Genomic DNA, 25,493 nt, shown 5'->3' on the forward strand with positions numbered 1-25,493 from the left:
ATTGATCAGGACTTACGAAAAACTCTAAGGTCAAGGCAAAAAATGTTGTTAATAAGGGAATTTAGATAAACTAAATGACTGAATTAAAAAAATTTTTAACAAAGAGAGTGGGGGTCGTAAGTCATGTTGATGTTGAATTAGCCTGGTTGGAAATAAAGCTTTTTCAAGACCATTTCAAGAGCCTTGGCACTGGGTGAATCCTGGTCTTCATGGGCGAAATTTGACGCCTTTTCCAATGTTATTGTGGTTTTGTTAAACAAACAATGGCGTCCGGATCGTCCTCCAAAAAAGCCTGGTTGATAATGGGCAAAGAAATGCTTATGAAAAGTTGGGGGAGACAGGAGGCTAAACAAATCCTCCGTAGTATAGCTATCATGAGTGAGGCTCCCGACCAGGAATCCCCCCAGATAGAACATCCAAGGGCTGTTATCCAGTTTTAATACGGCGCGACCTAATGAGTCAGTCGGAAAATTCCACTGCGTTTCCATAGGTTTTCGCCCTACACTATTTAGGTTCGCTTCAATCAACGTGTATTTAAAAAAAGGAGATCGTGACAGTTGCTGGGCAAGGCCACCAGTGATTCCTGCTCGACAAGATTCAAGACTCAATATCTTTGGCGCTTCTTTTAACCCATTAGTAGTTAATCGTCTGATTAGATCATCTGCTGTATCCCCCTGTATATACAGTCCGATATCCTCTGCTGGTGTTGGCGCAAGTGTGGAATGTCCCATGATTGCCAGATGATCTTCGCATGAGACTTTTCCTAATTCCCGATCGTTTAATAAGATATAACCATGATCCTTGGCATTGGTTTGCTGGCCAAGCAAAGTTGCCTTAGCAGAATCTAAAACATAGGATGGATGAAACCAGATGTATCGCTTCATAAAGAAATCTCTTTTATTAAACAAAATGAACTCAAAAAATACAAATTTATTTGTTTTTTGTAAATGCAAAATTTGATATTTGTTGTCTTTTCAAATTTAAAATAATGTCCCCAGCTCAGGAAAATAACTTGTGAAGTCAAGCTTACAAGAAAGGCTTGTCCCTGTTTTTATAGTGGTGGCGTGCAAAAGCTGGGGCTGGCAGCCCCCATTGTTCCGGCTCTTTACAGATACTTCCAAGTTCCTGGATGTCAAAGCGAAACGCCATTATTTTGATGGCTTTTAGTATTCACTTTTTGAGTCGACTGGTCGAAGAGTTTGGCTTGTTGTCCAAGGTTAGGGTGACGATGGTCTCTTGGGTCAGTATGGCACTTCATAAAGAAACCTAGTCGCTCAAGACGATGATTCATGTTCTTTAATTCCATTTTAGAGTAGATCCCTTGTCTATTTTCAACTTGATTTAACGCCGTACTGACAGAACGCAAATGGCCGTAGTTGGCTCTTAGTGTTTTTAGTAAATCGTTGTAGTGCACCCGATTCAAAGACGCTTCCAGCGATGCGAACAAGTCAGCAAAAAATGATTTTGCACTGGGATATGTACGCTGTGGCAACCTGGCCACAGATGGCTTGTCAACTACTGACGACCCTTGCATTAGTTTATTGAATAAACGCACATGACCATTGGAGCTAGCAACACACATTAACATATTGTATCGTTCGCTATAGGGAAGATACCTGTAGTTTGCAACCAAATTCGGGAGCTTTTTATATAAAACCATACATGAACTTAGCGGATATTTCGCAAGCTCGCTATCCAATAAACCACATTGTTTCATTTCGCATAACAAAAAAGCTAATTCTTTGTTGCGAAATAATTCACATCCTATCTCAGTCTTATATTCCAAAAAAATTTCTGTTAATAATTTTTTTTGTGGGGAGCTGTCAAATACGGCAAAATGACATTTCCTTTTCCTCAGGTCGGTGAGCAGACAGGTGGTTTGTTTCTGATTATTCCAGGGATTGATTAAAGTAACCTCATACTCTCCATCGTCTAAAGGCTTAATATTTCCAACACGTAGTGCATGACGCCTGTGCCTGCCCAATCTATCCAACTTCCCAAAGTTCATCCCTACATAAACAGGAATCATGGGGTCTATTGTTTTAAGCTTAACCAGCTTGTGCGAGTCATAGAAAGAAGTGACATGAACTCCCAAAAGCTTTGCTAGAAATGCAGTATCGCTTTGCTTGGCAATAGGATTATTGCGAAATTTTGGGTGTAGCTTATGAGCCAAAAGACTTTCGCCATCCCAGGCAATTTGGTAGTAGTAAGCACTGATATGCTCTAAAATTTTTACTGCGAGCGAATTGGAATTGGATCCTTTTTTACTGTTATCAATTTCTTTTAATTTTTCATTATCGATAAAAATAACATCTTCATCAGTTCTGGGATCATAAGAATAAGTATACTTCCCAGCCATTTTTTTCCACTGCACCTTCATGGTGTTGTCAGTGCGTTTAATTCTAAGAGTAACGCCGGACGTTGTTTGTTTGAATTTTTTCCGTACAACATCGGCCCCTTCTGCTTCACCGTTGAGCAAACAATCCAAGCAAGCCAGGAGAAAGCAAGACCCACTCCTGCCTTGTTTTATGGCTACATGCTGGCCTTTTTGTGGAAATAATAGCTTCATTGATCACAAATATACGAGTTACTTCAGATGCTGGATATGATAACCGAAGACTCAAATTTATCAAAATAATGAGCACTTAGGACATTTGCAATCCATTCTTACCTTAACTTATGTGGACATGTATCCCTTCCATTAAATAACCTCATTTCCGATAAGGTTGTCCGAGAAAATCTTTATTCGAGTAAAGATAAGGGATGTGGGAACTCGCAAAGGCAAAGCGAATAGTGCCCATGTAGTCCTTCAGAATAAATCGCGGGAAGATCCCAGCCCATGTTTAAGGGCATTTTGATAGGCAAAGCTTGCGATACTAATATTTTGAAAAGTAATTTAATTGGCATGTTACACCTGGTAAAAATTAATTAATTCGTCTAGTTTTTCCAGGCCTTTACGCAATAGGCCTTGAGGGCGACCAAATGAAATTCGCAAGGCATGTTTGTCTTCAAAAACTTCAGCTGGCATGATTAAAACGTGATGCTGTGCGAGCAGTTGCTGACAAAATTGGGCGGAATTCCATGTCTTAGGCAAGGTGATATAGGCAAAAGGCGTACCTTGAGGCGAAATCATATCGCATTCGGGCCATCGTGCGACAAACTCCCTTAAAAGGTTCTCGCCTTGTGCGCTCATTGTTTGATAATCAGACACATACTGTTTTCTGTTTTTAAGCACTTCTATCGCCAAAAATTCGCAAAGAGATGAATTTGTCACTGTAGTATAACGCTTGTAATTAACCATATCCTGGATTAAAGAAGGGGTTCCGATAAACCAGCCGACCCTCAATCCGGGATAACCATAAATTTTGGATAAACTACTAACAGCGCCTGTTAACCGTCCGAATTGGACAATGCTTTGCGTGTAGTCGGTTAAATATTCTTCGTCATTCAATAAAAAAATACCCTTTTCGCAACACAGCTCGTATAACTTTTCTAAATCGGCAGGATCACAGTTAATACCTAATGGATTATTAGGGGAGGTTAAAACAATGAGCTTGGTATTTGGTCTTAACGAATCAATAATTTGTGCAATATTGATCTTATAGCCCGTTTCCCGAGTCAATGGGATTTTTGTAACCGTACAGCCAATGTAGTTTGGTACTTCCCAGGATTGTTGCCACCCAGGAGTAAACGTGATGACATGGTCAGCGGATGATAAAAATGATCGGTAAAATAAATACAAAGCCTCCTGGCTGCCATTGGCAACCATTACCCTTGCCAAGTCAACTTCATACATATCCGCAATGCACTGACGCAATTGTTCCTGGCCAATATCCACACTGTAGTTTAGGTCGTAATTTTCAGTAAATGAAAGGTCTTGAATGCGATGTGGATGAATCCCACTCTCTGCCAAATCAATGTCAAACCGACCATTCGCGATGGAAAAAAGCCAATCTTGTATAGTGTAAGTCGCTATTTTTTTCATATTAAATCTCCGGGATATAAATATTACCTTCTAAATACAAATGGCAAGTGCCCATCAAAAGAACGCGATTGCTATTTAATTCGCATAATAATTCGCCCTGGCGTTTTAGCCCTTGCCACGCTCTGATAAGGAGCTGATTCAAACGCGCACACCAAAAAGGCGCTATGACGCTCAGATGCAATGAATTGCATTTGTTCCTTGCTTAACCATTGGTCCAGGACACATACAGCTGCGGGATTACCGCTAAAAATGGAAGAAGCAAACGCATCCATCTGATATATTTTGATTTTTTTTATACTCAACTCATTTGTTCATAAAACATATTTTATGTTAACATAGCTTGCTAATATATAGCAAGCTATGTAATTAGCCAGTCAACTGCCATGCTGTATTGTGAAATTGAAAGTCGGATCAATATCCGGGGACTCAACCCTGGTAATGGGAAGGTTTAAGTGAAAAAATTCACCTTGAATTTATAATCCACAGCTCAGCCAGGGATTTGCCTCGTATTGAGTACTTATTTATCCCCATCTCAGGAGTTCAAATCAGATACACCAAGCCATAATAGTCTATCCTATATGGTATAGGAGTATGTGGGAGATGCCCTTAGGCAATCTCATTATCATATTAAGGGATACGAATTTATGAAACTCACCCTATTTTTAGTATTAGTGTGGATCTGCAATGAGTCTTTTGGGACAACTATTATGGTAAAAGGACTGCCATCTCCTTTAGAGTACAGAAATGATCTTTATTATTGGCCTCCAAATGTTGCTATCAGCCCTGACACCACCAATTTATTCATTACAATGGATGGTATAGACAAGGTGTGTTTCTTGAATACAGGACTCCAAGGGGGGATAGAGCAAATTTCCGAGATTAGTATCATCATCAATGGGGCAAAAAAGGATTGGAACTGTTTTCCATATACCACGACTATTCTTGAGGCACGCCCTTAGAAACACCAAACCACCAATCGAATAGGTGGCTTGCCCGTATCTACTCTTGTTTGGATGAGCTCACATTGTCCCTTTATAACCGTAAATTGTCCTTTTAAACCATGGCTCAATTGATTTTTTAAAGTACAATTATTACATTATTTTTTCATTAAGAATTTTTAGATGACTTTTTGATTTTAATTTGCACCAAAATAACTTTTAACCTGAGGATAGATAATGAAACCTATAAAATACACTCAAGAACAAGAACATATTGCTCCCGAAGCTCAAGACCCCAGATTGAGCTACACTGAGGACGATCGTCGCCCACTAACGAGCACAACATCAGCAAAACATCCTAGTAGTTTGTTCGGCAAATCGGAAGAGCGCTCAGCAAGGGAGAGTTACGATCAATATGGTAACAATGTTAGTACCTATTGGACACAAGGTCCCTGGAATTAATGCACTAACCAATGGCTTGGGTCGTTTCCACTCAGGCCATGCATGCCCCAAACTGTCCTTCCTGTTTAATCCATTAAGATTAAAAATAACTGGTACCTGGGATGGTAATCCCCCTCCGATTTTAATTAGCATCAAAAGTAGAGATTTAAATAGATATACAATTAAATAAGTTGCAAGGGTATATTGAATGTCAATTTTTAAAAAATTCAAAAAATTTTACAGATCCTCATCAGAGAACAGGACACAGATACACCTGTTTCTTGGCTTTGTTATAATTCCAATAATAGGCATGTCTGTTTTATATATTTGCGTAAGAATATTCTGGATGTAGCAAAAAACCTTGATTTTTGAAAAGAGTTTTACAACCAGTTAAGATCCAAATAGAAAAGCTATATTCTTTTCCTTACACAGTCCACAAACCCATCATTTTAAGAATATGATATGTTGAGGTTATAATTTCTTTTTATACAGTACCTCCTTTAATAACGCTCCACCGTCGTAAAACTCCGTAAGTTTTGATTTATCATTTAATTCAAAGCCCATGCCTTCATAAAAGCTACGCGCTTGATGATTATCTGATAAAACCCAAAGCAAAGCTTCCGTATAGCCTAGTTCTTTCAGAGTTTTTAACGCAGCGAGAGACAATTTCTTACCAAATCCTTGATGCCAAAAATTGGGGTGTATATAAATAGCACTAATTTCCCCTTTAGAATTATCCTCAATATCATCACGAAATGTACAAATACTCGCAAACCCTATTATTTGATTGTCAATTTCCAATACAAGTGCTATTACGCCATTATTTAGTAGTTCATTCCATAGCTGGGTGCGCTCAGGAATTGATAAACTACTGAGCACTATTTCTGGAATAAATTGTTGGTAGGCTTTTTTCCAAGAATGAACATGTACTGATGCAATCGCCTCCGCATCCAAAGAAGTAGCCTTTCTAATAGAAACATTAAACATGAACTGATGCCCCTTTATTTAGCTTTGGGTCTCGAATAATTTAATTTGTTTTACCATTTTTATGATAAAAGGGACAGTATACCAACCAATTAATCCCTCTGTAACATGACTCAATCTTAAAACAATACAGAAAAAACTACCGATTAGGAGTTGGAGTGTTATGTGCTTGATAAAATACCTCCTTATTTGGGAAAGACACACGTTAATTTCAAGCTTGCCGCCTTTTATAGATAAAGGCAAAGAGCAAGATCTGACCCTGAACTACTACTAGATGTTATGCTATAGTCTTGTAGTGAAGACCATGGAGCCCAAGCATCAAACTGTTCTTTAGTATAATCTTTAGCATTCACAGTATGTATGGTGTTGTAATAAATTTGGTTTAAAAATTTTGCATCACCCTCTTAATAACGCCGCATTTGAATTTTATTGTTCATAACACTTTACCTACAGGGACATCATTTGGATCAGATTCATGGCCTTCAGGATCACCAAATGGCATGTCTACGTAACTATTTTTGAGATAAAATTTTAAACTGCTTTGCCTAGATTCAGCATGAATACTTTTAACACCTAAATTTTTTAGCCATTTTTCAATTAAGACCAAAAACGTACTTCCAGCATTTTTGCGACGTGTACCTTCATCAATAGCGATAATTCGTATCGCCGCTCGTCTATCAGTCCAAAATTGAATATGGGCGTAACCAATAATTTCTGTACCTTGATATAAAATAAGATGAGTATGCTCGCAGTGATCAAACGTCCATGTGTATGGATCATCTATGCCATGCGGGCCAAAGAAATAGGTATCGCGAAAATGCTTGGCGGAAGCCCATTCTCTTGGTGTGAGTGCTTTTACAACACGCAAGCCATTAAATCCTGTTTTAGAATGGATATTCTTTACAAATGCATCTTTACCGAAAACATACTGGTAAATGTCATTTGGATAACGCAAGGCTAGATCTTGCTTTAGCTTTGCATAATGTTCCCTGTCATCCCTATGCTCTCGCATCCAATTGCGAAATAGCAAGTGTCCATCGATCTCAGCGCTAGTTTGTTCAAATATGTGGACATTGAATCCCTTTTTTTGAAAGTATCTGCGAAAAAGCATTCCATATTCCCCTTTTGCCTCATAGCCAAGAGCTTCCATCACTCTTGTGTTTTGGTCTAAAGCTAAAATATCCCGAACCACCGGTACTATATCTATAATCGGTTTTGCGGCCAATCCTGGCACCGATGTCGAACCAACATGGTGAATAGCAATGCAGTTATTACCCAGTGCTTGTTTAATTTTGGCTGCCTCAGTTTCAAAAATATTTGGCCAATTAGGATCATAGGGCACGACTTCAATAGGATCTGTTTTTTTCATGAAATTTAACTCTGATAAAATATGTTGAATTAATTCAAAGATATCAGCACATTGATTGGGGTTATTTTGAAAATCTGCTCTCTTAAGGCAATCAAGTAAAGACGATAAGTTCAATAAATGTATAGCCGTACGCCAGGTGTGCTCTAATTTAATGCCGTTTTTTTCCAGCGCCTCTATGAATGAACTCTCAAACTCAGGTGGCATTTTATGCGCGTATCTGAGCATGTTAGCGACGTCCCATAAGACAGATCCAGAAAAAGAAAATTCCCAGTCTAAAATACCGCTCACAACCCAAAGACCATTCACTTTTTCCACTAAAATATTGGCAGGATCAAAATCGCCATGGACGAGGTGCTTTCCATTTTCATCGGGAAACAAGTGTCCATATTGCTCGAAAACCTTGAGGATTTCTGAAATCACCTCAGGTGTTAATGCTGCTAATACAGTCTTATAACCCAAGCAATCTTGTGCAAACTTTATGACATCAGAGGATTCATAAGGGATCACATTAAGTTGCTTATCAAAAAAACCTGTCCTTGAAAATTCATGCGCTGCAATTTTTGAAAGAATCGCGCCTAGCTCATGCATAATAGTGCTGAGATAATGTGGAGCATCTCCCAGTAACAGATCTCGAAGCGGCATGCCCGGCATAAACTCTGTAATGGCAAAATGATAATCCTCCAGTTCGCCGATATAATACGTCAACGGTACCGGAATAGTTTGCTTTAATAATGCTGCCAGTTTTTGTTCGCGGTAAGAAGCATCTTTGTCGCGCAAATAAACACGCAAAATCAAAGGATGTTTTTCATCTTCCACCACGATTTTAATGTTGAGGTTAGCGCACCCACCAGTAATCAATTCATGAGAAATGAGTTTTTTATCGGGATAGGCAAGCCGCACCATTTTCTCAACCATGCCCTCTGGTAGTTGGCTGGTGACGCTTGTTTTTTCCCAATCGGCTTTAAACATTACAAGCTCTGCTTTAAAAAGATACATCTGGAATTTTGCGTATAGCCTGCTCTCTCAAAATCCACAACACATCCCAATTTTTCATAGAATGCTTTAGCTCTCTGAAAGCTCATTGTGGCAACTGTTGCCATGGCACACTCATTCTCGCGGCCATAATCATGAACTTGTGCCATCAATTTATGTCCTAGACCTTTACCGCGATGCTCAGGATGTACCCATAATTGATCGGTATAAATACTGCCAAAGATAACACTACCATTGCAGCCTGTTATGATTTGACCTTTCTCATCTCGTACAAAAAAAGCAAAAGAATGTGCCGATCCAAAATCTGGTGTTTCTTGATTGATTCTCTCACTTAGAAAATCGATGTCTGCAGTTGCGGGTGTGCATGAGTGCTCAATGTTCATTTTCTAATGCCAATATAAATATCGAGTATCGCATTGTTATGATCGCTGCTGCGTTCATCATAAACTTCAAAGTCCGCAATATAAGCTCTTTCACCTCCTAAATCAGATGCATTCATTTTCCATATATTTTGCCACATATCGATGCACACTGTGGGCATTGGCCCTGGCTGATTCGTGAATTTTGCGTAATTTTGGACAGGTATTGTAAGTGTCTCAAATTCTTTATCTATGCTATCAAAAGAAATTACTTCTTCACCGATAAAATACGTGTAATCTCCATTTACATCACTTGCATAATTGGAATAAACGCAGAAGGTTGTTCCAGGATTTTTTCTGTCATTGATCTTTTCGGCCAATCCACTATGAAAATATTTCTTAACTGTAGCTGCTATTTTATTAGTCGAAGGATCTGTTTCAAATATTTGGGTATTATTGGTTCTGGTGGTTATTCCTACTAGTTTTAGTTCTGTTAGTATTGCCATTGTTTTTTGCATCATTTATTTATTCCTTAGTACTGAAGCTGTGGGATAGTTTCTGTCTATTTCTTGTCCAAAATTTTGGGGCACAAATTGGGTACTTTCCAACGATTTTTGGGTACATTTTAGGATCATCCGAGGACAGTAAAAGACTACAAAAGACAGTGTGTAAATACAAAAACCCCTTGATTTATAAGGGCTTTTTATGGCTTCAAGTGGTCTTTAATGGTGTTTTAAATTGGTGGAGGCGGCGGGAATCGAACCCGCGTCCGCAAGTCCTCTGCCTTTAGCTCTACATGCATAGCCTAGTCTTTTGAATTTAACTGTGGCTCCTCCGACGGGCAGGATGATACACAGCGATTCCCTGAGTTTCGCGCCATAATCCGGGATAGATTAGGACGTTAGCTTATCTCTTATGACCGTTGATTCGATACCGATAAGCGGGCTCGGTCGAACGGGATACTGGGTTTATTGGCCAGTACACAGTGATGGTTTAACTAAAGTGCTTATTAGGCAGCGATAGCTTCCCCACCAGCAAAGTTTTCATCGTTTGCATTTATATTTAATTGAGTCTTATTTACGAGAGATCTCCTTCTCGGCATGCACTTCCGGTTTTGCAACCCACGTCGAAGCCAGGTCGCCCCCCATTCTGTACACTTTAATTATAACATAAAATGCCGGCATGTAAGCAAAATCCCGCCAGCATAACGAATATATTTTCAGAACTTACGGAAAAACCCAAGTTCAAGGCAAAAAATGTTTTACCTAGAGAGTTGGGAGTGCAAGTCCTGTTTTTATAAAATCCCGTTATGGCGCAGCAAAGCATCAATCGTCGCGGGTCTTCCTCGGAATTCAATAAAAGCATCGGCTGCTTTTCTTGAGCCGCCTACCTCCAAAATGGATTTCAAAAAATCATGTCCGGTTTTGGGGTTGAAAATACCTTCCTCCTCAAAACGTGCAAAAGCATCACTGGATAGTATTTCTGCCCACATGTAACTGTAATAACCCGCGGCGTAGCCACCCCCAAAAATATGCGAGAAACTATGTTGAAAGCGATTATAAGGAACAATGGGTACAACACTGGTTTTAGAACGTACATCCGCCAGAATATTTGCGACATAGGACGCCTTATGTGCCTGATATTCCTGGTGAATACGAAAATCAAACAAGGCGAATTCCATTTGTCTTAACATGGCCATGGCGGATTGAAAATTTTTAGCGGCAATCAAGCGCTCGTACAATGCGGAAGGCAAGGTTTCCCCTGTATCCACGTGCGAAGTCAGTAAAGACAATGCATGCTCATCCCAGCACCAGTTTTCGAAAAATTGGCTGGGTAATTCCACCGCATCCCATTCCACGCCATTAATCCCTGAGCCGCCAAGGTAATCGACTTGAGCCAAAACGTGATGCAGGCAATGACCAAACTCGTGAAACAAAGTCACCACTTCATCGTGCGATAACATAGCCGGTCTTTTTGCAGAAGGCTTGGCAAAATTGCAAGTCAAGGTCGCAATGGGTAATTGAGCTGTGCCATCCTCCAGTTTTCTGCGGCTTTGCATGGAGTCCATCCAGGCACCATTGCGCTTGTGCGGTCTGGCAAACAGATCCGTGTAAATGTACCCGCGCGTTTGATTGGATTCATCGACTATGCAATAGCATTGAACATCCTTGTGCCAAACATCCACGCCCTCAATCTCCTCGATACTCATACCAAAGAGTTTTTTAACAATCGCGAACAAGCCTTGCATCACTTTAGGTTGCGGGAAATAAGGCCGTAATTCCTCTTGAGATAAGGAATACAAATCCTGTCTTCTTTTTTCAGAAAGATAAGCAACGTCCCATGGGTTTACCGGGCTCAAATTCCATTTATCCTGTGCAAACACTTCAAGCTGCCTAAATTCAGCTTTACCCTTGTCAAGAGTTCTGCTGATCAAATCATAGATAAATTCAGTGACTTGGTTGGTCGAGGCAGCCATCTTGGTAGCCAGGGATAACTCGGCAAAATTATTAAACCCCAAAAACTCGGCTTTTTCATGGCGCAGAGACAGAATTTCATCAATCAGCGGAGTATTATCAAAGGTTCCTGCATTAGGACCTTGATCTGACGCTCTGGTGATGTAAGCTCGATACATTTCTTCACGTAAAGCCCTGTCTTCGGCATGAGTAATAACGGCCTGAAAACAAGGGTACTCAAGGGTTAAAACAAAGCCATCCAGTCCTTTCTCACGCGCCAACTCTTTTGCCGTATTTAATGCATGCTCAGGTAATCCCGCCACACGCTCTGCTTCGGTAATATGGATAGTGTAGGCATGGGTTGCATCCAGCACATTGTTTTCGAATTTGCTGGATAATTTGGCCAGTCTCGATTGAATGGCTTCAAAGCGCTTTTTATTCGCCTTGGATAAAGCAACTCCCGATAGCTCAAAATCCTGTATGCTGTCCGCAATGATTTTTTTCTGGGCTGGGTTGAGGGAATGCTGATCTATCGATTTAATCGCCTCATACAAGTCTTGATTATGCCCAATCGCAGCATCATAGGCAGACAGCAATGGCAGACAAGCCTCATAAGATTCACGTATTGCCTCAGAATCCATCACCGCATGCATATGGGCAAAAGGAGACCAAAAACGCTCCAGTTCATCGGCGAGGCTATCTAAAGGATAAATTAAATTATCCCAGGTATAGTGGTGATTTTCCTTAAGCAGCCTGTCAATTTCCTCAAGATGGTTTTTTAATAAAGCATCAAGATGGGATTTGAAATGTTCAATTTCAATATGGCTAAATTGTGGTAATCCAACGGTGGTCGACATGTTATACCTTTCCATCATGTAATTTTTTTGAAAGCATAACATTCAATTGAATTAGTCTCTATACTTTACTGGCGCTGAAATGGCAAAGTACGGCAATGAATTAAAAGACAGGCGTCAGGATTAATTCATCCACTTCATTGTCTTTTTCTGCCTTGGAGGAAGGATGGGGAGTCTCTCTTTTTTCATTTTTGGAGGCAAAAAAGCTTAATTTATTGATAACGTAAGGAGCTGGTTTTTCAATGTTATCGACAGGTCTGTATTCATCTAACTTGTTGTTTAAATAAAATGAAATACCCCACAACGCTAATAAAAGCAGCGCTCCAACCAAGGGAATAACAGGATTTATAATAGCTAAAGCAGGTATCGATAAGGCCATTGCAATCACAACAGCAGCTGCCCCGCCAACCGATAAATAGGAGCGCAAAATCTCAAATTTAATGCGATAACTGATCGAGTCTTGATACTCTTTAATTATCTTTTTCTGGTCTTCATTTTCTTCCTGGTCGAAGAGCTCGCCATATTCCTTTTGCAACTGCTGTAATCGACCAATCTCTATGTAAGCACGAAGACTTGTATTGGCGACATCAAAGACAAACGCAAACAAAGACAAATAAACAGAGAGAGGTGCCAAAGCGCCCGCCATCACGAAGCAATTGAGAATCCCGATTGTAAACCAAACGCTATCATTGGCCAGCTCAAACCACCGTCGTTGCAGGTGGGCATAAAATCGATCAGACCAATCCAGTGATTTTTCTTTTTCGCCCATCCATTCCCCTGGAATGGTGTGCTTTAAAATTAAAAAGAGATTGGTAAATAATCTGGGGGCAAAAAAACACCAACCCAAATAAGCCAAAAATGGATTAGTGTATTTATCAAGCAGCACGACAAAATCACGAAATGCCTTTGAACCAGTGTCTAAATTATCCAAAAGATTAATGACTCGTTTACTTCTGCTGATAAAAATTCTATACCAATTGGATTGAGCAGTTTTCTCACGAATGGCCTGCGTCAACGATAAGCTTGTCTTGAGAGATTGCGGCTCCGGATTATCCGAGGCAAAAGAATACCCGGACAATTCCGTCAATAATTCCCTGTATATGGCTTTATGGCGACGTAAACGCACTACTTCGCGTGGAACAACCAGGTAGTGTTGATAGGTATATTCCAAAAGTTCAGCCAGTTTGAGTGCATCAATCAGCTGTTCCTTGATTTGCTCGGGAGAACTGTAATCAGGCGCGGACAGGTTGTACCTTAAGCGCTGACACAATACGCTGTATTCCATATTGAGAATGGGATGAAGACGCGCTACTTTCGAATAAAAATCAGGGCCCAATTGCTTCAGCTGCGTGTTAAAAGTCCAATTCAAAGAATCAGTTTTAACTTGCGTATTCAGCTCTGGAAATATTTTTAATAAATGACTAATAATCGGTGTCATGATTGTTTGAAATAAATAATCCGCATATCATTGTGTTTTTAATCCAGCTTTGCAAAAATTTTTGCTCCTGTCACCTTATCTGGGCTGCAAAAATTAATCAAACTCCATCATTATGTCAAAAATTAGGAAAAATTTAAACTTAAATCTACATTTTGCTCTAATATTGTCATTATTTTCAACTAAAAATGAATGGTCTTCTTGCCGATTTATGCCTTCTGAGCGACAATAGTGCCTCAGTTAAATGCAAAAGAGTAGGCATGAACAGTTTTACAGAATTAGCTAATGCAGTACGCATCTTAAGCATCGATGCAGTAAACCAGGCTCAATCAGGCCACCCTGGCATGCCCTTGGGTATGGCTGATATTGCCACCGTTTTATGGAAAAAATTTCTAAAATTCAACCCCAAAAACCCGCATTGGTTTAACAGAGACCGTTTTGTATTATCTAATGGCCATGGTTCCATGCTTCTCTATTCGTTACTGCATTTGACCGGATACAATCTGGATATTAACGAGCTTAAAAACTTCCGCCAATTGCACTCAAAAACACCAGGGCATCCGGAACATGGGCACACTCCCGGTGTCGAAACCACAACAGGACCATTAGGTCAAGGTTTGGCCAATTCAGTCGGGATGGCATTGGCAGAGCGTGTACTCGCCAGTCACTTCAACCACGATCACTATAACCTCGTTGATCATTATACTTATACTTTTGCCGGCGATGGATGCCTGATGGAAGGCATTTCTCATGAAGCATGTTCTCTGGCTGGCACTCTTGGTTTGGGAAAACTCATTGTATTTTATGACGACAATGGAATATCTATTGATGGTAAGGTAGAATCCTGGTTTACGGACGATACCACGTCTCGCTTTAAAGCTTACAACTGGCAAGTCATAGGCCCCATCGATGGCCACGACGCAGATCAAATTGAGCAAGCCATATCAGCAGCTCGTGAGAACACGACTCAACCTTCATTAATTATCTGTAAAACCGTCATAGGACTGGGTTCCTCTGTAGCCGGTAGCGAAAAAGCGCACGGCTCTCCATTGAGTGCCCAAGACATAAATAATGTCCGTGAATTTTTTAATTGGAAACATACTCCCTTCGAAATTCCAGATTCAATATACAAGCAATGGGATCATAGAGAACAAGGAGACAAAGAAGAACAGCAATGGCTGCAGCTCCTGCATGAATACCGGCTACAATATCCATCGGAACACGATGAGTTTTTGCGTCGTGCCAATGGCGACCTGCCCGATGATTGGCAAGAAATATCGGCTGGATTCCTAAAACAATGCCTGAACAATGAGAAAGCCATAGCAACGCGTAAAGCATCGCAGCAATGCATAGAGTTTTTCGCGCCAATATTACCGGAAATGTTTGGTGGCTCAGCGGATTTGACTGGTTCCAATAATACCGACTGGTCAGGCAGCAAAGCCATCACGGCCCATAATTTTTCCGGAAATTACCTTTATTATGGAGTGAGGGAATTTGCCATGGCAGCCATCATGAATGGACTTGCTGTGCATGGAGGATTCATTCCCTACGGCGGAACATTCCTTGTTTTCGCAGATTATGCAAGAAATGCCATCCGTTTAAGCGCTTTAATGAAACAAAGAGTGATATACGTATTAACTCATGATTCTATCGGTTTAGGGGAAGATGGCCCGACACACCAACCTATAGAACATATCGCTATGTTAAGAATGACCCCTGGCATGATGGTCTGGCGCCCTGCTGATTTGATGGAAACCGCTGTTGCATGGCAACAATCGTTAGAACATCATAATGGTCCGTCTGCCTTGTTACTCTCACGACAAAATCTGCCCGCTTTAGCCCATGGCACCAATGCGGCTGACTTGATTAAGAAAGGTGGATATATTATCGCAGATTGTGAAGGGAAGCCTGATGCTATCCTGATAGCCACTGGTTCAGAAGTTCAACTGGCTATAACCGCAGCAGAAAAGGCAAAAGCAAGAGGTCTCCAGGTCAGGGTGGTATCCATGCCCTGTGCTGAGCGATTCCTTGCCCAGAGTGATGCTTACAAAAACCAGGTATTACCTGGTCAGGTTCGCACACGTATTGCGATAGAAGCAGCTAGCAGTGTCTATTGGCACCAATTTGTTGGCTTTGACGGCGCTGTCATTGGGCTGGATTGTTTTGGGGTATCAGCTCCTGCTACAGATGCGTTTAATTACCTTGGAATTACAGTAGAAAAAATTATCAATACTCTAGATACATTAACCAAACAAACAATGGTGTAACCCATACCCCTTCTGAAGTTTCAAGAAGGCCTGTATTCAGTATAACTGAGTATGGAGGTTACCCTAACTCGGAGAAGTAGTATGACAATACGAGTCGCGATTAATGGCTATGGCCGCATTGGCCGTTGCATTTTAAGATCGATTTTTGAATACAACAGGCAAAATGAGTTTGAAGTCGTTGCCATTAACGATTTATCTGGCATTGATGTGACCGCTCACCTGACTCGCTACGATTCAACTCATGGTCATTTTCGCTCGGATGTTAGCATAGAAGGAAACATGCTGATTGTTGATGGGCATGGCATTCAAGTGATTGCTGAGCGTGATCCAGCCAAACTGCCATGGAAACAATTGGATATTGATATCGTCTTTGAATGTACCGGTTTCTTTACCAGCGGAGATGCGGCAATGGGTCATATTAATGCCGGCGCCAAAAAAGTATTAATCTCAGCTCCGGCCAAAGGCGTTGATACGACAGTGGTCTATGGAGTTAATCACTCGGCCATCAAAGCGTCTGATGTCGTTGTATCCAACGCTTCCTGTACAACAAACTGCCTGGCACCAGTGGTTAAAGTGTTAAATGATGCCATAGGAATTGAATCAGGATTAGTTAACACTGTCCATGCTTACACAAAAGATCAAATGCTTTTGGATGGAAGCCATAAAGATTTACGACGCGCCCGCTCTGCAACGCAGTCCATCATTCCAACCAAAACCGGCGCTGCCGCAGCAGTTGGATTGGTTTTACCTGAACTGGCAGGAAAATTGGACGGATTTGCGATGCGAGTACCGGTATTAAACGTATCCGTTGTTGATTTAACTTTCCAGGCGAAACGCGCAACTTCTGTGGAAGAAGTCAATGACATCATGCGCAAGGCTAAAAGCCGAATTTTACAAATTAACGAAGATCCTTTAGTTTCTTGTGACTTCAATCACAACCCCGCTTCTGCTATTTTCGACACAACAGAAACCAAAGTGATAGGCAGTTTGGTCAAAGTGGTAGCCTGGTATGACAATGAATGGGGTTTCTCTAACCGCATGATTGATACCGCACACCAAATGATGAATTGCTAAAGGATAACCAATGAACCTGATTAAAATGAGCGACATTGATCTGTCTGGCAAAAGAGTTCTGATTCGTGAGGATTTGAATGTCCCGATCAAAGACGGCATGATTACCAGTGATCAAAGATTGCAAGCGGCTCTACCTACAATCAAATCCGCTTTGGACAATGGCGCAGCAGTAATCGTATTATCCCATCTTGGGCGTCCAGAAGAAGGCAAATACGAAAAAAAATTCTCTTTGGAACCTGTTGCTGATTATTTAAAGAAAAACCTGGAGTATCCTGTTCGCTTCATCAAGGATTACCTGAATGGCCTGGATGTGAAACCCGGGGAGTTAGTTATTTGCGAAAATGTCCGATTTAATCCCGGTGAAAAAGCCAATGACAAAGCTTTGGCAAAAAAACTGGCAAACCTTTGTGATGTCTTTGTCATGGATGCTTTTGGCACGGCACACAGGGCACAAGCTTCTACCTATGGTGTCGCTCAATATGCTCCAATTGCCGTTGCTGGTCCTCTGCTAATCAGAGAACTTGAAGCGTTAAACCAGGTGCTCAAAGCCCCCAAAAAACCAATCGTCGCCATTGTTGGAGGAGCCAAAGTCTCATCCAAACTCAGTTTATTGAAACAATTAGTGGGTATGGTCGATGTTCTCATCCCTGGCGGAGGTATCGCCAATACTTTTCTGAAAGCCCAGGGATTTGAAATTGGTATTTCCCTTTACGAACCTGATTTATTGGATGAGGCTCGACATATCCTTATTCTGGCCAAAGAAAAGGGTTGCCAAATTCCTCTACCCACCGACGTTGTAGTAGGCAAAACATTTAGTGAAACCTGCCCTGCTTTCAACAAGTCTCTGTCTAATGTGGCTGAGGACGATATGATTCTTGATATTGGTCCAGAAACCATAAGAGATTATGTAGATCTCATCCATGAAGCCAATACCATCATCTGGAATGGTCCGGTTGGCGTCTTTGAATTCCCGCAGTTTGCTTATGGAACAAGAGCCATCGCCATAGCGATTGCTGAGAGTGATGCCTTTTCTATTGCTGGTGGTGGTGATACCTTGGCCGCTGTTGACCTTTATGATTTGAATCAACAAATTTCTTATATTTCCACAGGAGGTGGGGCATTTCTGGAATGTCTGGAAGGAAAAACCTTGCCTGCTGTTGCTATTTTGCAGGAGCGCGCAAAACATGTTAAGACGAACTAAGATTGTTGCCACTTTAGGCCCAGCCAGTAAGGAACCTGAAATTCTGCGATCCATGCTGGCTGCTGGAGTCAACGTAGTACGAATTAACTTTTCTCATGCCGATTCCTCCGCGCTGCAATTAATTGCACTGGTCCGTAAAATCGCAGATGAATTAAACCATCCGGTTGCAGTCATGGCTGACTTACAAGGACCTAAAATAAGAGTCGGCCGCTTTCAAAACAAATCCATCACTTTAATTGATGGGCAAAATTTTACATTGGATTGTATGGCTCCAGATACCCTGGGTGATATAAATGGCGTATCAGTCGCTTATCCTAATTTGGCCAATGAACTCAGTATTGGTGATCATCTTCTGATTAATGATGGGTTAATTGAATTGGAGGTCATCGAGATTTCCGGGTCAAAAATTCATTGCAAGGTAGTGGAAGGCGGAATACTCACTGATTTGAAAGGTTTGAATCGAAAAGGTGGCGGGTTAGCAGCCAGGACTTTAACTGAAAAAGATAGAAATGATTTACGTACAGCAATTGAAGCAGAAGTGGATTACATCAGTTTATCTTTTGTAAAAGATGCAGAGGATATCCGGCAAGCAAGAGCGCTAATGAAAGACTATGGGGCCCAAATAACCCCTATTATCGCTAAAATTGAGCGCATGGAAGCCTTGGATCACTTAACTGATATTATTCGCGAAGCAGATGCCATCATGGTGGCCAGAGGAGATTTAGGAGTTGAAGTGGGTGCTGCTGAAGTTCCCGCTATTCAAAAACACATCATAGAACAAACGCGGCTTTTAGATAAAGTGGTGATTACCGCAACACAAATGATGGAATCCATGGTAAGCAATCCTCAACCTACTCGTGCCGAGGTTTCTGATGTAGCCAACGCGATTCTGGACGGAACTGATGCTGTGATGCTTTCGGCAGAAACAGCAAGCGGCATTTTTCCAGTCAAAGTCATTACTATGGTCAATAAAATATGTTTAAGCGCTGAGAAGCATGCCAGCTTTTTTTATCATAGTGATCCGGAAACCTGTCATTACCACCGGGCTGACCAGGCAATTGCTATGGCTACCATGCATACCGCCAATCATTTTCCCATTCAGGCCATTATCACTCTGACCGAATCCGGAGACACGGCTTTATGGGTATCCCGACACCACAGCACCGTTCCTATTTTTGCTATATCAGCCAATAAGAGAACCATTGGTCGTTTAAGCCTTGTAAACAATGTCTTTCCTATCTACATTGATTTTCATCAATTCAACTCTGAAGGATTGAATCAACAAATTTTGCATGAATTAATCAAATCAGGACACCTTGAAAAGAGAGGATATGTTTTATTAACACGTGGAACCCAAATTGGAATGCCTGGCGGGACCAACTGCATGGAAATTATACCTGTTGTCTGAGTTCAAGATATCCTGTTAATTAAAGCAAGATTCTTTCATAAAAGACAAAAATGATTATTTTAATGACATTTAAATCAAATTATCACCTTTATGCTACTATTAAGCATAGAGGTGATCAAAATGCCGGATAAAAAAACATCAGAAACTCTGTTATCGCAGCAAATAAATGAAGTAAGAGGTTTGCTGCTGCAAGCCCTTAAAACTCAGTTAGATGATCTGGTAGCTGAAAAACTCATTCCACAACCAAGTGGCGTTCCTTTTATTGATTTTGAGAAAGATCCACCGCAAATTGCAACTCTAAAAAAAGTCATTAATTGTCTTTATCATGCAGAGGAAGCGTTTAAAAGCTGGGAAAACATTGATGCTAGTACGCTATTGGGTAAAGCCAAAGCAGCGCCAAAATTAATTCGTGCGCTAACCCAGATATACAAATCTTTGGGTTTACTTGATGAGGCAAGCCCTGAAATAAGAGGTGTCATAGCAGACAATTACCATTTACTTGAACCTCTATTTACTCAAGCGTATGCCATCGTGCAAGAGTCTGGCTGGTTATCAGAATTCATGGAAATGGATGTGACCGATAAAGCATCCAAAGTGATCTTCCAAGGGATGGATTTATTAGGTCCCGATATCGATAAATGGCATGATACGCATCCTCTTGTCGACGCATTTTCAAAAATATCAAAACTGGTAGAAACCATAACCATACTACAAGAAAAGGACATGCCAGGAAAAGAAAAAGAACAAGCGGTAGAATTGGTTCGCGCCTTACTTGATAACCTGGACAATAACCCTTTTATCAGCAAATTAAGTATCAGTGATTTTGAAGACTCCAAAGCCATAAAGGATTTATTAGAATGGTTCAAGAACATACAAGACGATGGTTTTGATTTTAGCAAGAAATCCATTAAGCAATATGTTTCCTGGGCAAATCACTATTTACCGACATTAATAGCCTTCGCTGATCAACTGGAACGGCAAAACTATTTAAAACCAGGCAGCTTATCCGCCAATTTATGTTCTCAAATAGAACATTTGGGCAAACAAGTGAATGACATACTGTCTGAGCCTGGTTTTGGTATTACTGAGCGAGTTGTAACAATAGACTCATTGCAAAGGCAAAGAGAGCAAAAAATTCATAATGCTCAGGTCAAAAGTGTGCAAATTATCATGACTACTGAAAAACAACAGGTGGCTACTGCTGATTTTTATCGGATCCTGGAAGCCTATAAGGGCATGAATCTTTCACAAATAACAGAACCAGATCGGAGAGTACTAAGACAATTATATCCCCAAATACAAACAGCGCTGGCGCATGCCAATTTGGATCTTGAAAATCAGTTAACCTCTGTTTTAAATACTACCGGCCCTGAAAAAACCCCAGCCAAGCCCAAATCATGGTGGGAATTAGCCAAAGATGGTTTAGGTTATGTAGCCAGTTATGTGGTCAATTACAACGTAGATAAAACCCTGGGAACCAGGGAATCTGTTGATCGTTTTCTGTCAAGCCAAATTGCGTCCGAGCAATTTAAGATCCTGGTTGCTGAAAAGGCCCGTGAAAAATTAAGAACCGGATCAGATAAAATAAAAGAAACTGCACTGCAATATCAAGCTGAAGCTCGTGTCAATGCAATAAAATCAACACTGAGAAAGCAACCCACTCAGATGGAAGCTCCTCCATCCCAATTTGTTGCAGTAAAACCCTCGAAACTGCTCAATCTTCGTGGAACACTTACAGCCATTCAAGAAATGCAATTATCGACTACAGTAAATGGCTCAAGAACAAGTGTCGATACTCTGATTCATCGCCATTTACCAGAAAAATATCAAGTCTGTTTTTCAACTCTTCCGTATCAAGTCAATGAAAATGATCCTGAATTGGTAAAACAAATTAAAACCGTTGAAAATAATTTGTTTCAATTAGAAAAAGCTCTTAAAGATTTTGAAAAAATCGATTTGAGCTATGGGATTATGATTCGATTGCGTTATTTTATCGCAATCGCTTCTGCAGCCTCCAAACTCAAATCAAGTGTTAAAGAACTTTCCCCTGAGGGTCAAAAAGCGCTAGCCCCACTATTACAACAAATTATGACATTAGGCTTATCCTTCTCAGACACCAATTATACAGCTAATGATTTGTCCGCCTTGCAACAATTAAAAATGGAAGGCCAGCTAAGACCTAAAAGCCCATCCGTAGCATCTCCGGATACAATAGGAACATTACCTGAAGAAACTGTAAAGAGAACTGCAAAAAAACCAAAAGAAAAAACGACTGAATTATTGGATTATGCTGACAAAATCAGTACTGCTCGGACATTGTTATTAAGCAAGTTTAAATCCACCTTATCTCCCACCATAACCGACAGTCTAAACCCACAGGAACATGGCGTTCCATTTGTTCATCTTGATCAAGACCCGCCTCAAACAGCGGCAATAAAAAAAATCATCAACAGTATGTATCATGCAGAGTGTGCTCTTAGGACCTGGCATGGCATAGACACCAGCACTCCATTGGGTAAGATTGCTGCAGCACATCAAGGCGTAGCGGCATTATCGCAAGTATACAAATCATTTACGTTGTTTACTGAGGATTTCTCAGACTTTCACAATTTAATTCGTGAGAATCACGATTTAATAGCGCCGGTGATCATCGAAGCAAACAAGCTGGTTAAAGAGTATGGATGGGCAAGTCAATTCAGTGAACTTAATGTAGCGCAAAAACTAGGAAGCATTTTAGGTCAGGGAATTAATACAGTTCAACCTAAAACGGATGAAATAACACAAACCGCTTCACTAGTTAAATTATTTTCAGAAATTCCAAGGCTACTGAACAATATGTCAAGCTCATTGGATCAAAACACTGAGAAATCAGTTGATGAGTTAAGAATCAACAGCAAAAAAATTGAAGCCATAGGCGCAGTATTTGAATTGTTCTTTGAAGAAAATGCTTACTTGTTGAGTATTTTTAAAGGATTCAGCGCCATCTCCGGTCTTCTTGAATTAAATAAAAAAATTCAACGCGAAGGAAACAACCTGCAAGAAGTCACCATTCGACAATACCAGAAATGGTTAAAAGAAGGTTATCCCAATTTGATGATGATGCTTGATGAAATTGAGACACGTCACTACTTAACCCCAGGCCTTTTGTCAGCACCTATAGCCCTGGAATTAGACCAAATTAACGACAAACTCAATGAAATTATTGAAACCAAGCCTGATTTTAAATTGCAAAAAATTCCTCTTTCATTCTATATGGGCGACAAGCGTATGGAGCGCTTAATGGCTAAAAAAACGGAACACTACTTTGCATTGATCCAAATAGAAGAGCAAAAAAAAGCGGTTAACACTTTTTTCGGGATACTTAAAAACTATGCAGGTCAACCACTCTCCAACATAAAGCCAAATGAGCTCGTTCAATTGCGCCTTGCTTTTGTAAAAATTCAATCCGTAATGGCAAATAGTAATTTGGAATTAAGCAATGATTTTGTTGCTGTTTTAAATCAACTTGAAACGTCCCCACCAGAAGAGATCAATAAAATCAAGGTTACAGTCTCTCAATTGATAAAATTGCAGCCTGCTGTTGAAAACAATTTAAACGAACACAAAAAATCCTGTGAATTAAAAATTGCGGTCATTGATAAAGCCATAGATCACGTTATAGGCAAATCTTTCGAGCTAAAATCTGATGTATCAAAAGAAATCAATATGCTCCAACTGCGCAGAACATTTTTAGAAATCGAAGGCAAGAAACCTGCTGTAGGCCCTGGAGAATTAAAACCAACATCGGTCTCATCTCTTAACACCGTTCGTGGTAATTTAGCTTACATTCAAGAATTAAAATTGTCATCCACTGTGGGTATGATACGAGAGCAATTTTCGGCTCTTACCGGAGATAATTTCTCCACTCGAGTGCAAAAATATTTAATCAAACCTCAAGACAAGCCGTTGCATGTGATAAATGACAACGATCCACTCATGGTAAGGCAAATTAAAGAAGTCGAAAACGGATTATATCACCTGGAAACCGCTTTAAAACAATTCGAGCAAATGAAAAAGAGCGACAGCCTTGTATCGCAAACAAAAGCGTTGGTAGAAATTGCAAACCATGCTCATGAATTAAAAATGGCAGTGGAACGATTTTCACCCGAGTTAAAACAGCATTATGGCCCAGTAGTTCGTGCCGCATTGAGTTTCAGTAATAAAGTTCAATCCATCAATTACAACAAAGAGGATTGGGCTGATCTTCAGTTTATTCTTAATAGAGCTCATAAAGAATTGTTAAAAAGAAAGACACCAAGAGACCATCGTATTGAAAAAGCATTTTTTGAAGCTGGAATTCGTGAAGTACAAATCGATCGGACTGAATCAGTAGGAAAAAAAGCGGCAAAACTGGGTGTAAAATACGCGCACCTTGCTTCTCCCCAGTTAGAGAAAGCAAGAAGCTATTTAAGTTCCAGATACAAAAATGTGTTTGGCCAACAACCTAAGGTTATTCGTTCATTGACTCGAGAACAATTGGCGAATGAAGAATTTATGAGCGCTGAAATTGGCAGATTGAAAGAAGCATTAGAGGAGAAGTATGGTTTTAATCTTACCACGATCAAGGTTATTCTTGATTTGTTAGAACAAATTCAACGGGCAGGGGCTCAGGCCGCTGAGGTAGCTGGTATGGTCAATACTTTGGTTACTTATGACTTCCCCAAGATAAAAGAAAATGCATATAGGGATTTACTTATGAAATTATCTCAAGAAGAAGACTACCTGAATTTAAAACCAGGCACATTAATTAATCCAGCCATGGCTGCAGTCAACCAATTATTCTTATCTGCTGCCTTGGAATTAGACATGCCTTTTAGTAAAAAGTTATCTATTCTGGACGATACCACTTATGTCAATATTCTAATAAGACAAACCGAAAGCGATCTGCAAACATTAAAGAAAAAGCTATCCGAAGATCCCTCGAATCATGAAATAGCATTTGAAATTGAGATTAAGAACGATAAATTAGCTTTTCTTATGCAACAGATGGTGTTGCTTGAAGATAAAAACCCCAATCAAACCAGAAATGTCTTATTGGACATGCAGTTCGAAGTGTCATTACGTAATCACCTTGTCTATACAACGCTTAAAGCACCCATTGCCCAGGAATATGAACAAATTGCCAGAGAATATTACAAAAAAAATAAAAATCGCTTTCTGTATGCCGATGACTGTCCAAAAGAATTGCTGCAAGGATTGAAAGAATTTGAAAAAAAACATTTGCCTGATCATTTGATAGTTTTTGAAGCCTACGACAGGCTTCGCCTATTCAGTGCAAAACTTCCCCCCAAAAATCAGGATGTCAAAGAGTATATTGAGAACATCAATAGAGAATTACAAAATAGAGATATTCCTATAGAGCAACGTGCTATAAAAGTTAAATCATTACCTAATGACTCTGTCTTTATTGAAAAATTAAGTTCAGCTGATAAAGGCACTCATTTCCTAAGAAAATTCATGCAGTTCATTACAATCATTACAGCAAGCATCACCGAAGCAATAAAAACCGGCGGCAGTTTGATTTATATTTATCGCCAAAAACAAATGGAACAATCAATAAAGAATATAGAAAAATCGATAAGCTTTAAAGAGGAACTCCATACCATAAGAGATCCTGATGGCCATTCGCCACGCAAGGGAGAAGGAAAAGAAGGTGAAATCGAATTTACGAAATTGTAAGACTCAATAGGCTA

The 25,493-nt window shown here is 40.2% G+C and carries 17 protein-coding genes and 1 other RNA gene; 7 read left to right on the top strand and 11 right to left on the bottom strand.

Annotation, left to right across the window (positions count from 1 at the left end; all coding sequences use genetic code 11):
• Nucleotides 1-137: 137 nt before the first annotated feature.
• The 4 genes from OQI99_RS11125 to OQI99_RS11140 form a co-directional block, all read right to left on the bottom strand.
• The gene (locus OQI99_RS11125) at nucleotides 138-884 is read right to left on the bottom strand and encodes a hypothetical protein (RefSeq protein ID WP_265731982.1); all 747 of its coding nucleotides are present in this window, start codon (nucleotides 882-884) and stop codon (nucleotides 138-140) included.
• A 248-nt stretch (nucleotides 885-1,132) separates the two neighbouring features.
• The gene (locus tag OQI99_RS11130) at nucleotides 1,133-2,569 is read right to left on the bottom strand and encodes a hypothetical protein (protein ID WP_265731983.1); all 1,437 of its coding nucleotides are present in this window, start codon (nucleotides 2,567-2,569) and stop codon (nucleotides 1,133-1,135) included.
• Between the two features lie 339 nt (nucleotides 2,570-2,908).
• Nucleotides 2,909-3,985: a pyridoxal phosphate-dependent aminotransferase gene (locus OQI99_RS11135; RefSeq protein ID WP_061513399.1), complete on the bottom strand. Its 1,077-nt coding sequence runs from the start codon at nucleotides 3,983-3,985 to the stop codon at nucleotides 2,909-2,911.
• Between the two features lie 71 nt (nucleotides 3,986-4,056).
• The gene (locus tag OQI99_RS11140; RefSeq protein WP_061513400.1) at nucleotides 4,057-4,257 is read right to left on the bottom strand and encodes a PhzF family phenazine biosynthesis protein; all 201 of its coding nucleotides are present in this window, start codon (nucleotides 4,255-4,257) and stop codon (nucleotides 4,057-4,059) included.
• A 372-nt stretch (nucleotides 4,258-4,629) separates the two neighbouring features.
• Between OQI99_RS11140 and OQI99_RS11145 the strand changes: the two genes are divergently transcribed.
• Nucleotides 4,630-4,944 (top strand): hypothetical protein, encoded by a 315-nt coding sequence (locus tag OQI99_RS11145; protein ID WP_061513419.1) that lies wholly within the window; start codon nucleotides 4,630-4,632, stop codon nucleotides 4,942-4,944.
• Between the two features lie 394 nt (nucleotides 4,945-5,338).
• Nucleotides 5,339-5,554, top strand: coding sequence for a hypothetical protein (locus OQI99_RS11150; protein WP_265731984.1), 216 nt, complete (start codon nucleotides 5,339-5,341; stop codon nucleotides 5,552-5,554).
• Between the two features lie 281 nt (nucleotides 5,555-5,835).
• On the opposite strand, the gene OQI99_RS11155 is transcribed toward OQI99_RS11150, so the two are convergent.
• The 7 genes from OQI99_RS11155 to OQI99_RS11185 all read right to left on the bottom strand — a co-directional run bounded on the left by OQI99_RS11155 (nucleotide 5,836) and on the right by OQI99_RS11185 (nucleotide 13,814).
• Complete coding sequence (locus tag OQI99_RS11155) at nucleotides 5,836-6,351, bottom strand: GNAT family N-acetyltransferase (protein WP_061513402.1); 516 nt, start codon at nucleotides 6,349-6,351, stop codon at nucleotides 5,836-5,838.
• 430 nt (nucleotides 6,352-6,781) lie between these two features.
• The gene (locus OQI99_RS11160; protein ID WP_154694783.1) at nucleotides 6,782-8,713 is read right to left on the bottom strand and encodes a GNAT family N-acetyltransferase; all 1,932 of its coding nucleotides are present in this window, start codon (nucleotides 8,711-8,713) and stop codon (nucleotides 6,782-6,784) included.
• The gene (locus OQI99_RS11165) at nucleotides 8,686-9,093 is read right to left on the bottom strand and encodes a GNAT family N-acetyltransferase (protein ID WP_061513403.1); all 408 of its coding nucleotides are present in this window, start codon (nucleotides 9,091-9,093) and stop codon (nucleotides 8,686-8,688) included. The genes OQI99_RS11160 and OQI99_RS11165 overlap by 28 nt, the downstream gene beginning before the upstream one ends.
• Nucleotides 9,090-9,590, bottom strand: coding sequence for a GyrI-like domain-containing protein (locus OQI99_RS11170; protein ID WP_241495189.1), 501 nt, complete (start codon nucleotides 9,588-9,590; stop codon nucleotides 9,090-9,092). The genes OQI99_RS11165 and OQI99_RS11170 overlap by 4 nt, the downstream gene beginning before the upstream one ends.
• A 218-nt stretch (nucleotides 9,591-9,808) precedes the next feature.
• Nucleotides 9,809-10,214, bottom strand: a transfer-messenger RNA (tmRNA) gene (gene ssrA, locus OQI99_RS11175).
• A gap of 149 nt (nucleotides 10,215-10,363) precedes the next feature.
• Complete coding sequence (locus OQI99_RS11180) at nucleotides 10,364-12,379, bottom strand: M3 family metallopeptidase (RefSeq protein WP_265731985.1); 2,016 nt, start codon at nucleotides 12,377-12,379, stop codon at nucleotides 10,364-10,366.
• Between the two features lie 100 nt (nucleotides 12,380-12,479).
• A complete protein-coding gene (locus tag OQI99_RS11185) occupies nucleotides 12,480-13,814 on the bottom strand; it encodes a hypothetical protein (protein WP_061513405.1) in 1,335 nt (444 codons plus the stop codon).
• Between the two features lie 185 nt (nucleotides 13,815-13,999).
• Here OQI99_RS11185 and tkt point away from each other — a divergent pair, with 185 nt between their 5' ends.
• The 5 genes from tkt to OQI99_RS11210 all read left to right on the top strand — a co-directional run bounded on the left by tkt (nucleotide 14,000) and on the right by OQI99_RS11210 (nucleotide 25,479).
• On the top strand, nucleotides 14,000-16,078 hold the full coding sequence (tkt, locus tag OQI99_RS11190) for a transketolase (RefSeq protein WP_080447332.1): 2,079 nt from the start codon (nucleotides 14,000-14,002) through the stop codon (nucleotides 16,076-16,078).
• Nucleotides 16,079-16,159: 81 nt separating this feature from the next.
• Nucleotides 16,160-17,152, top strand: coding sequence for a type I glyceraldehyde-3-phosphate dehydrogenase (gap, locus tag OQI99_RS11195; protein ID WP_061513407.1), 993 nt, complete (start codon nucleotides 16,160-16,162; stop codon nucleotides 17,150-17,152).
• A gap of 10 nt (nucleotides 17,153-17,162) precedes the next feature.
• The gene (locus OQI99_RS11200) at nucleotides 17,163-18,353 is read left to right on the top strand and encodes a phosphoglycerate kinase (RefSeq protein WP_265731986.1); all 1,191 of its coding nucleotides are present in this window, start codon (nucleotides 17,163-17,165) and stop codon (nucleotides 18,351-18,353) included.
• The gene (pyk, locus tag OQI99_RS11205; RefSeq protein WP_061513409.1) at nucleotides 18,337-19,761 is read left to right on the top strand and encodes a pyruvate kinase; all 1,425 of its coding nucleotides are present in this window, start codon (nucleotides 18,337-18,339) and stop codon (nucleotides 19,759-19,761) included. The genes OQI99_RS11200 and pyk overlap by 17 nt, the downstream gene beginning before the upstream one ends.
• A gap of 90 nt (nucleotides 19,762-19,851) precedes the next feature.
• Entirely contained in the window at nucleotides 19,852-25,479 is a 5,628-nt protein-coding gene (locus OQI99_RS11210) for an SdhB (protein ID WP_265731987.1), read from the top strand.
• Nucleotides 25,480-25,493: the final 14 nt, after the last annotated feature.

Source organism: Legionella sp. PATHC039, from assembly GCF_026191275.1.
Classification (GTDB): domain Bacteria; phylum Pseudomonadota; class Gammaproteobacteria; order Legionellales; family Legionellaceae; genus Legionella; species Legionella pneumophila.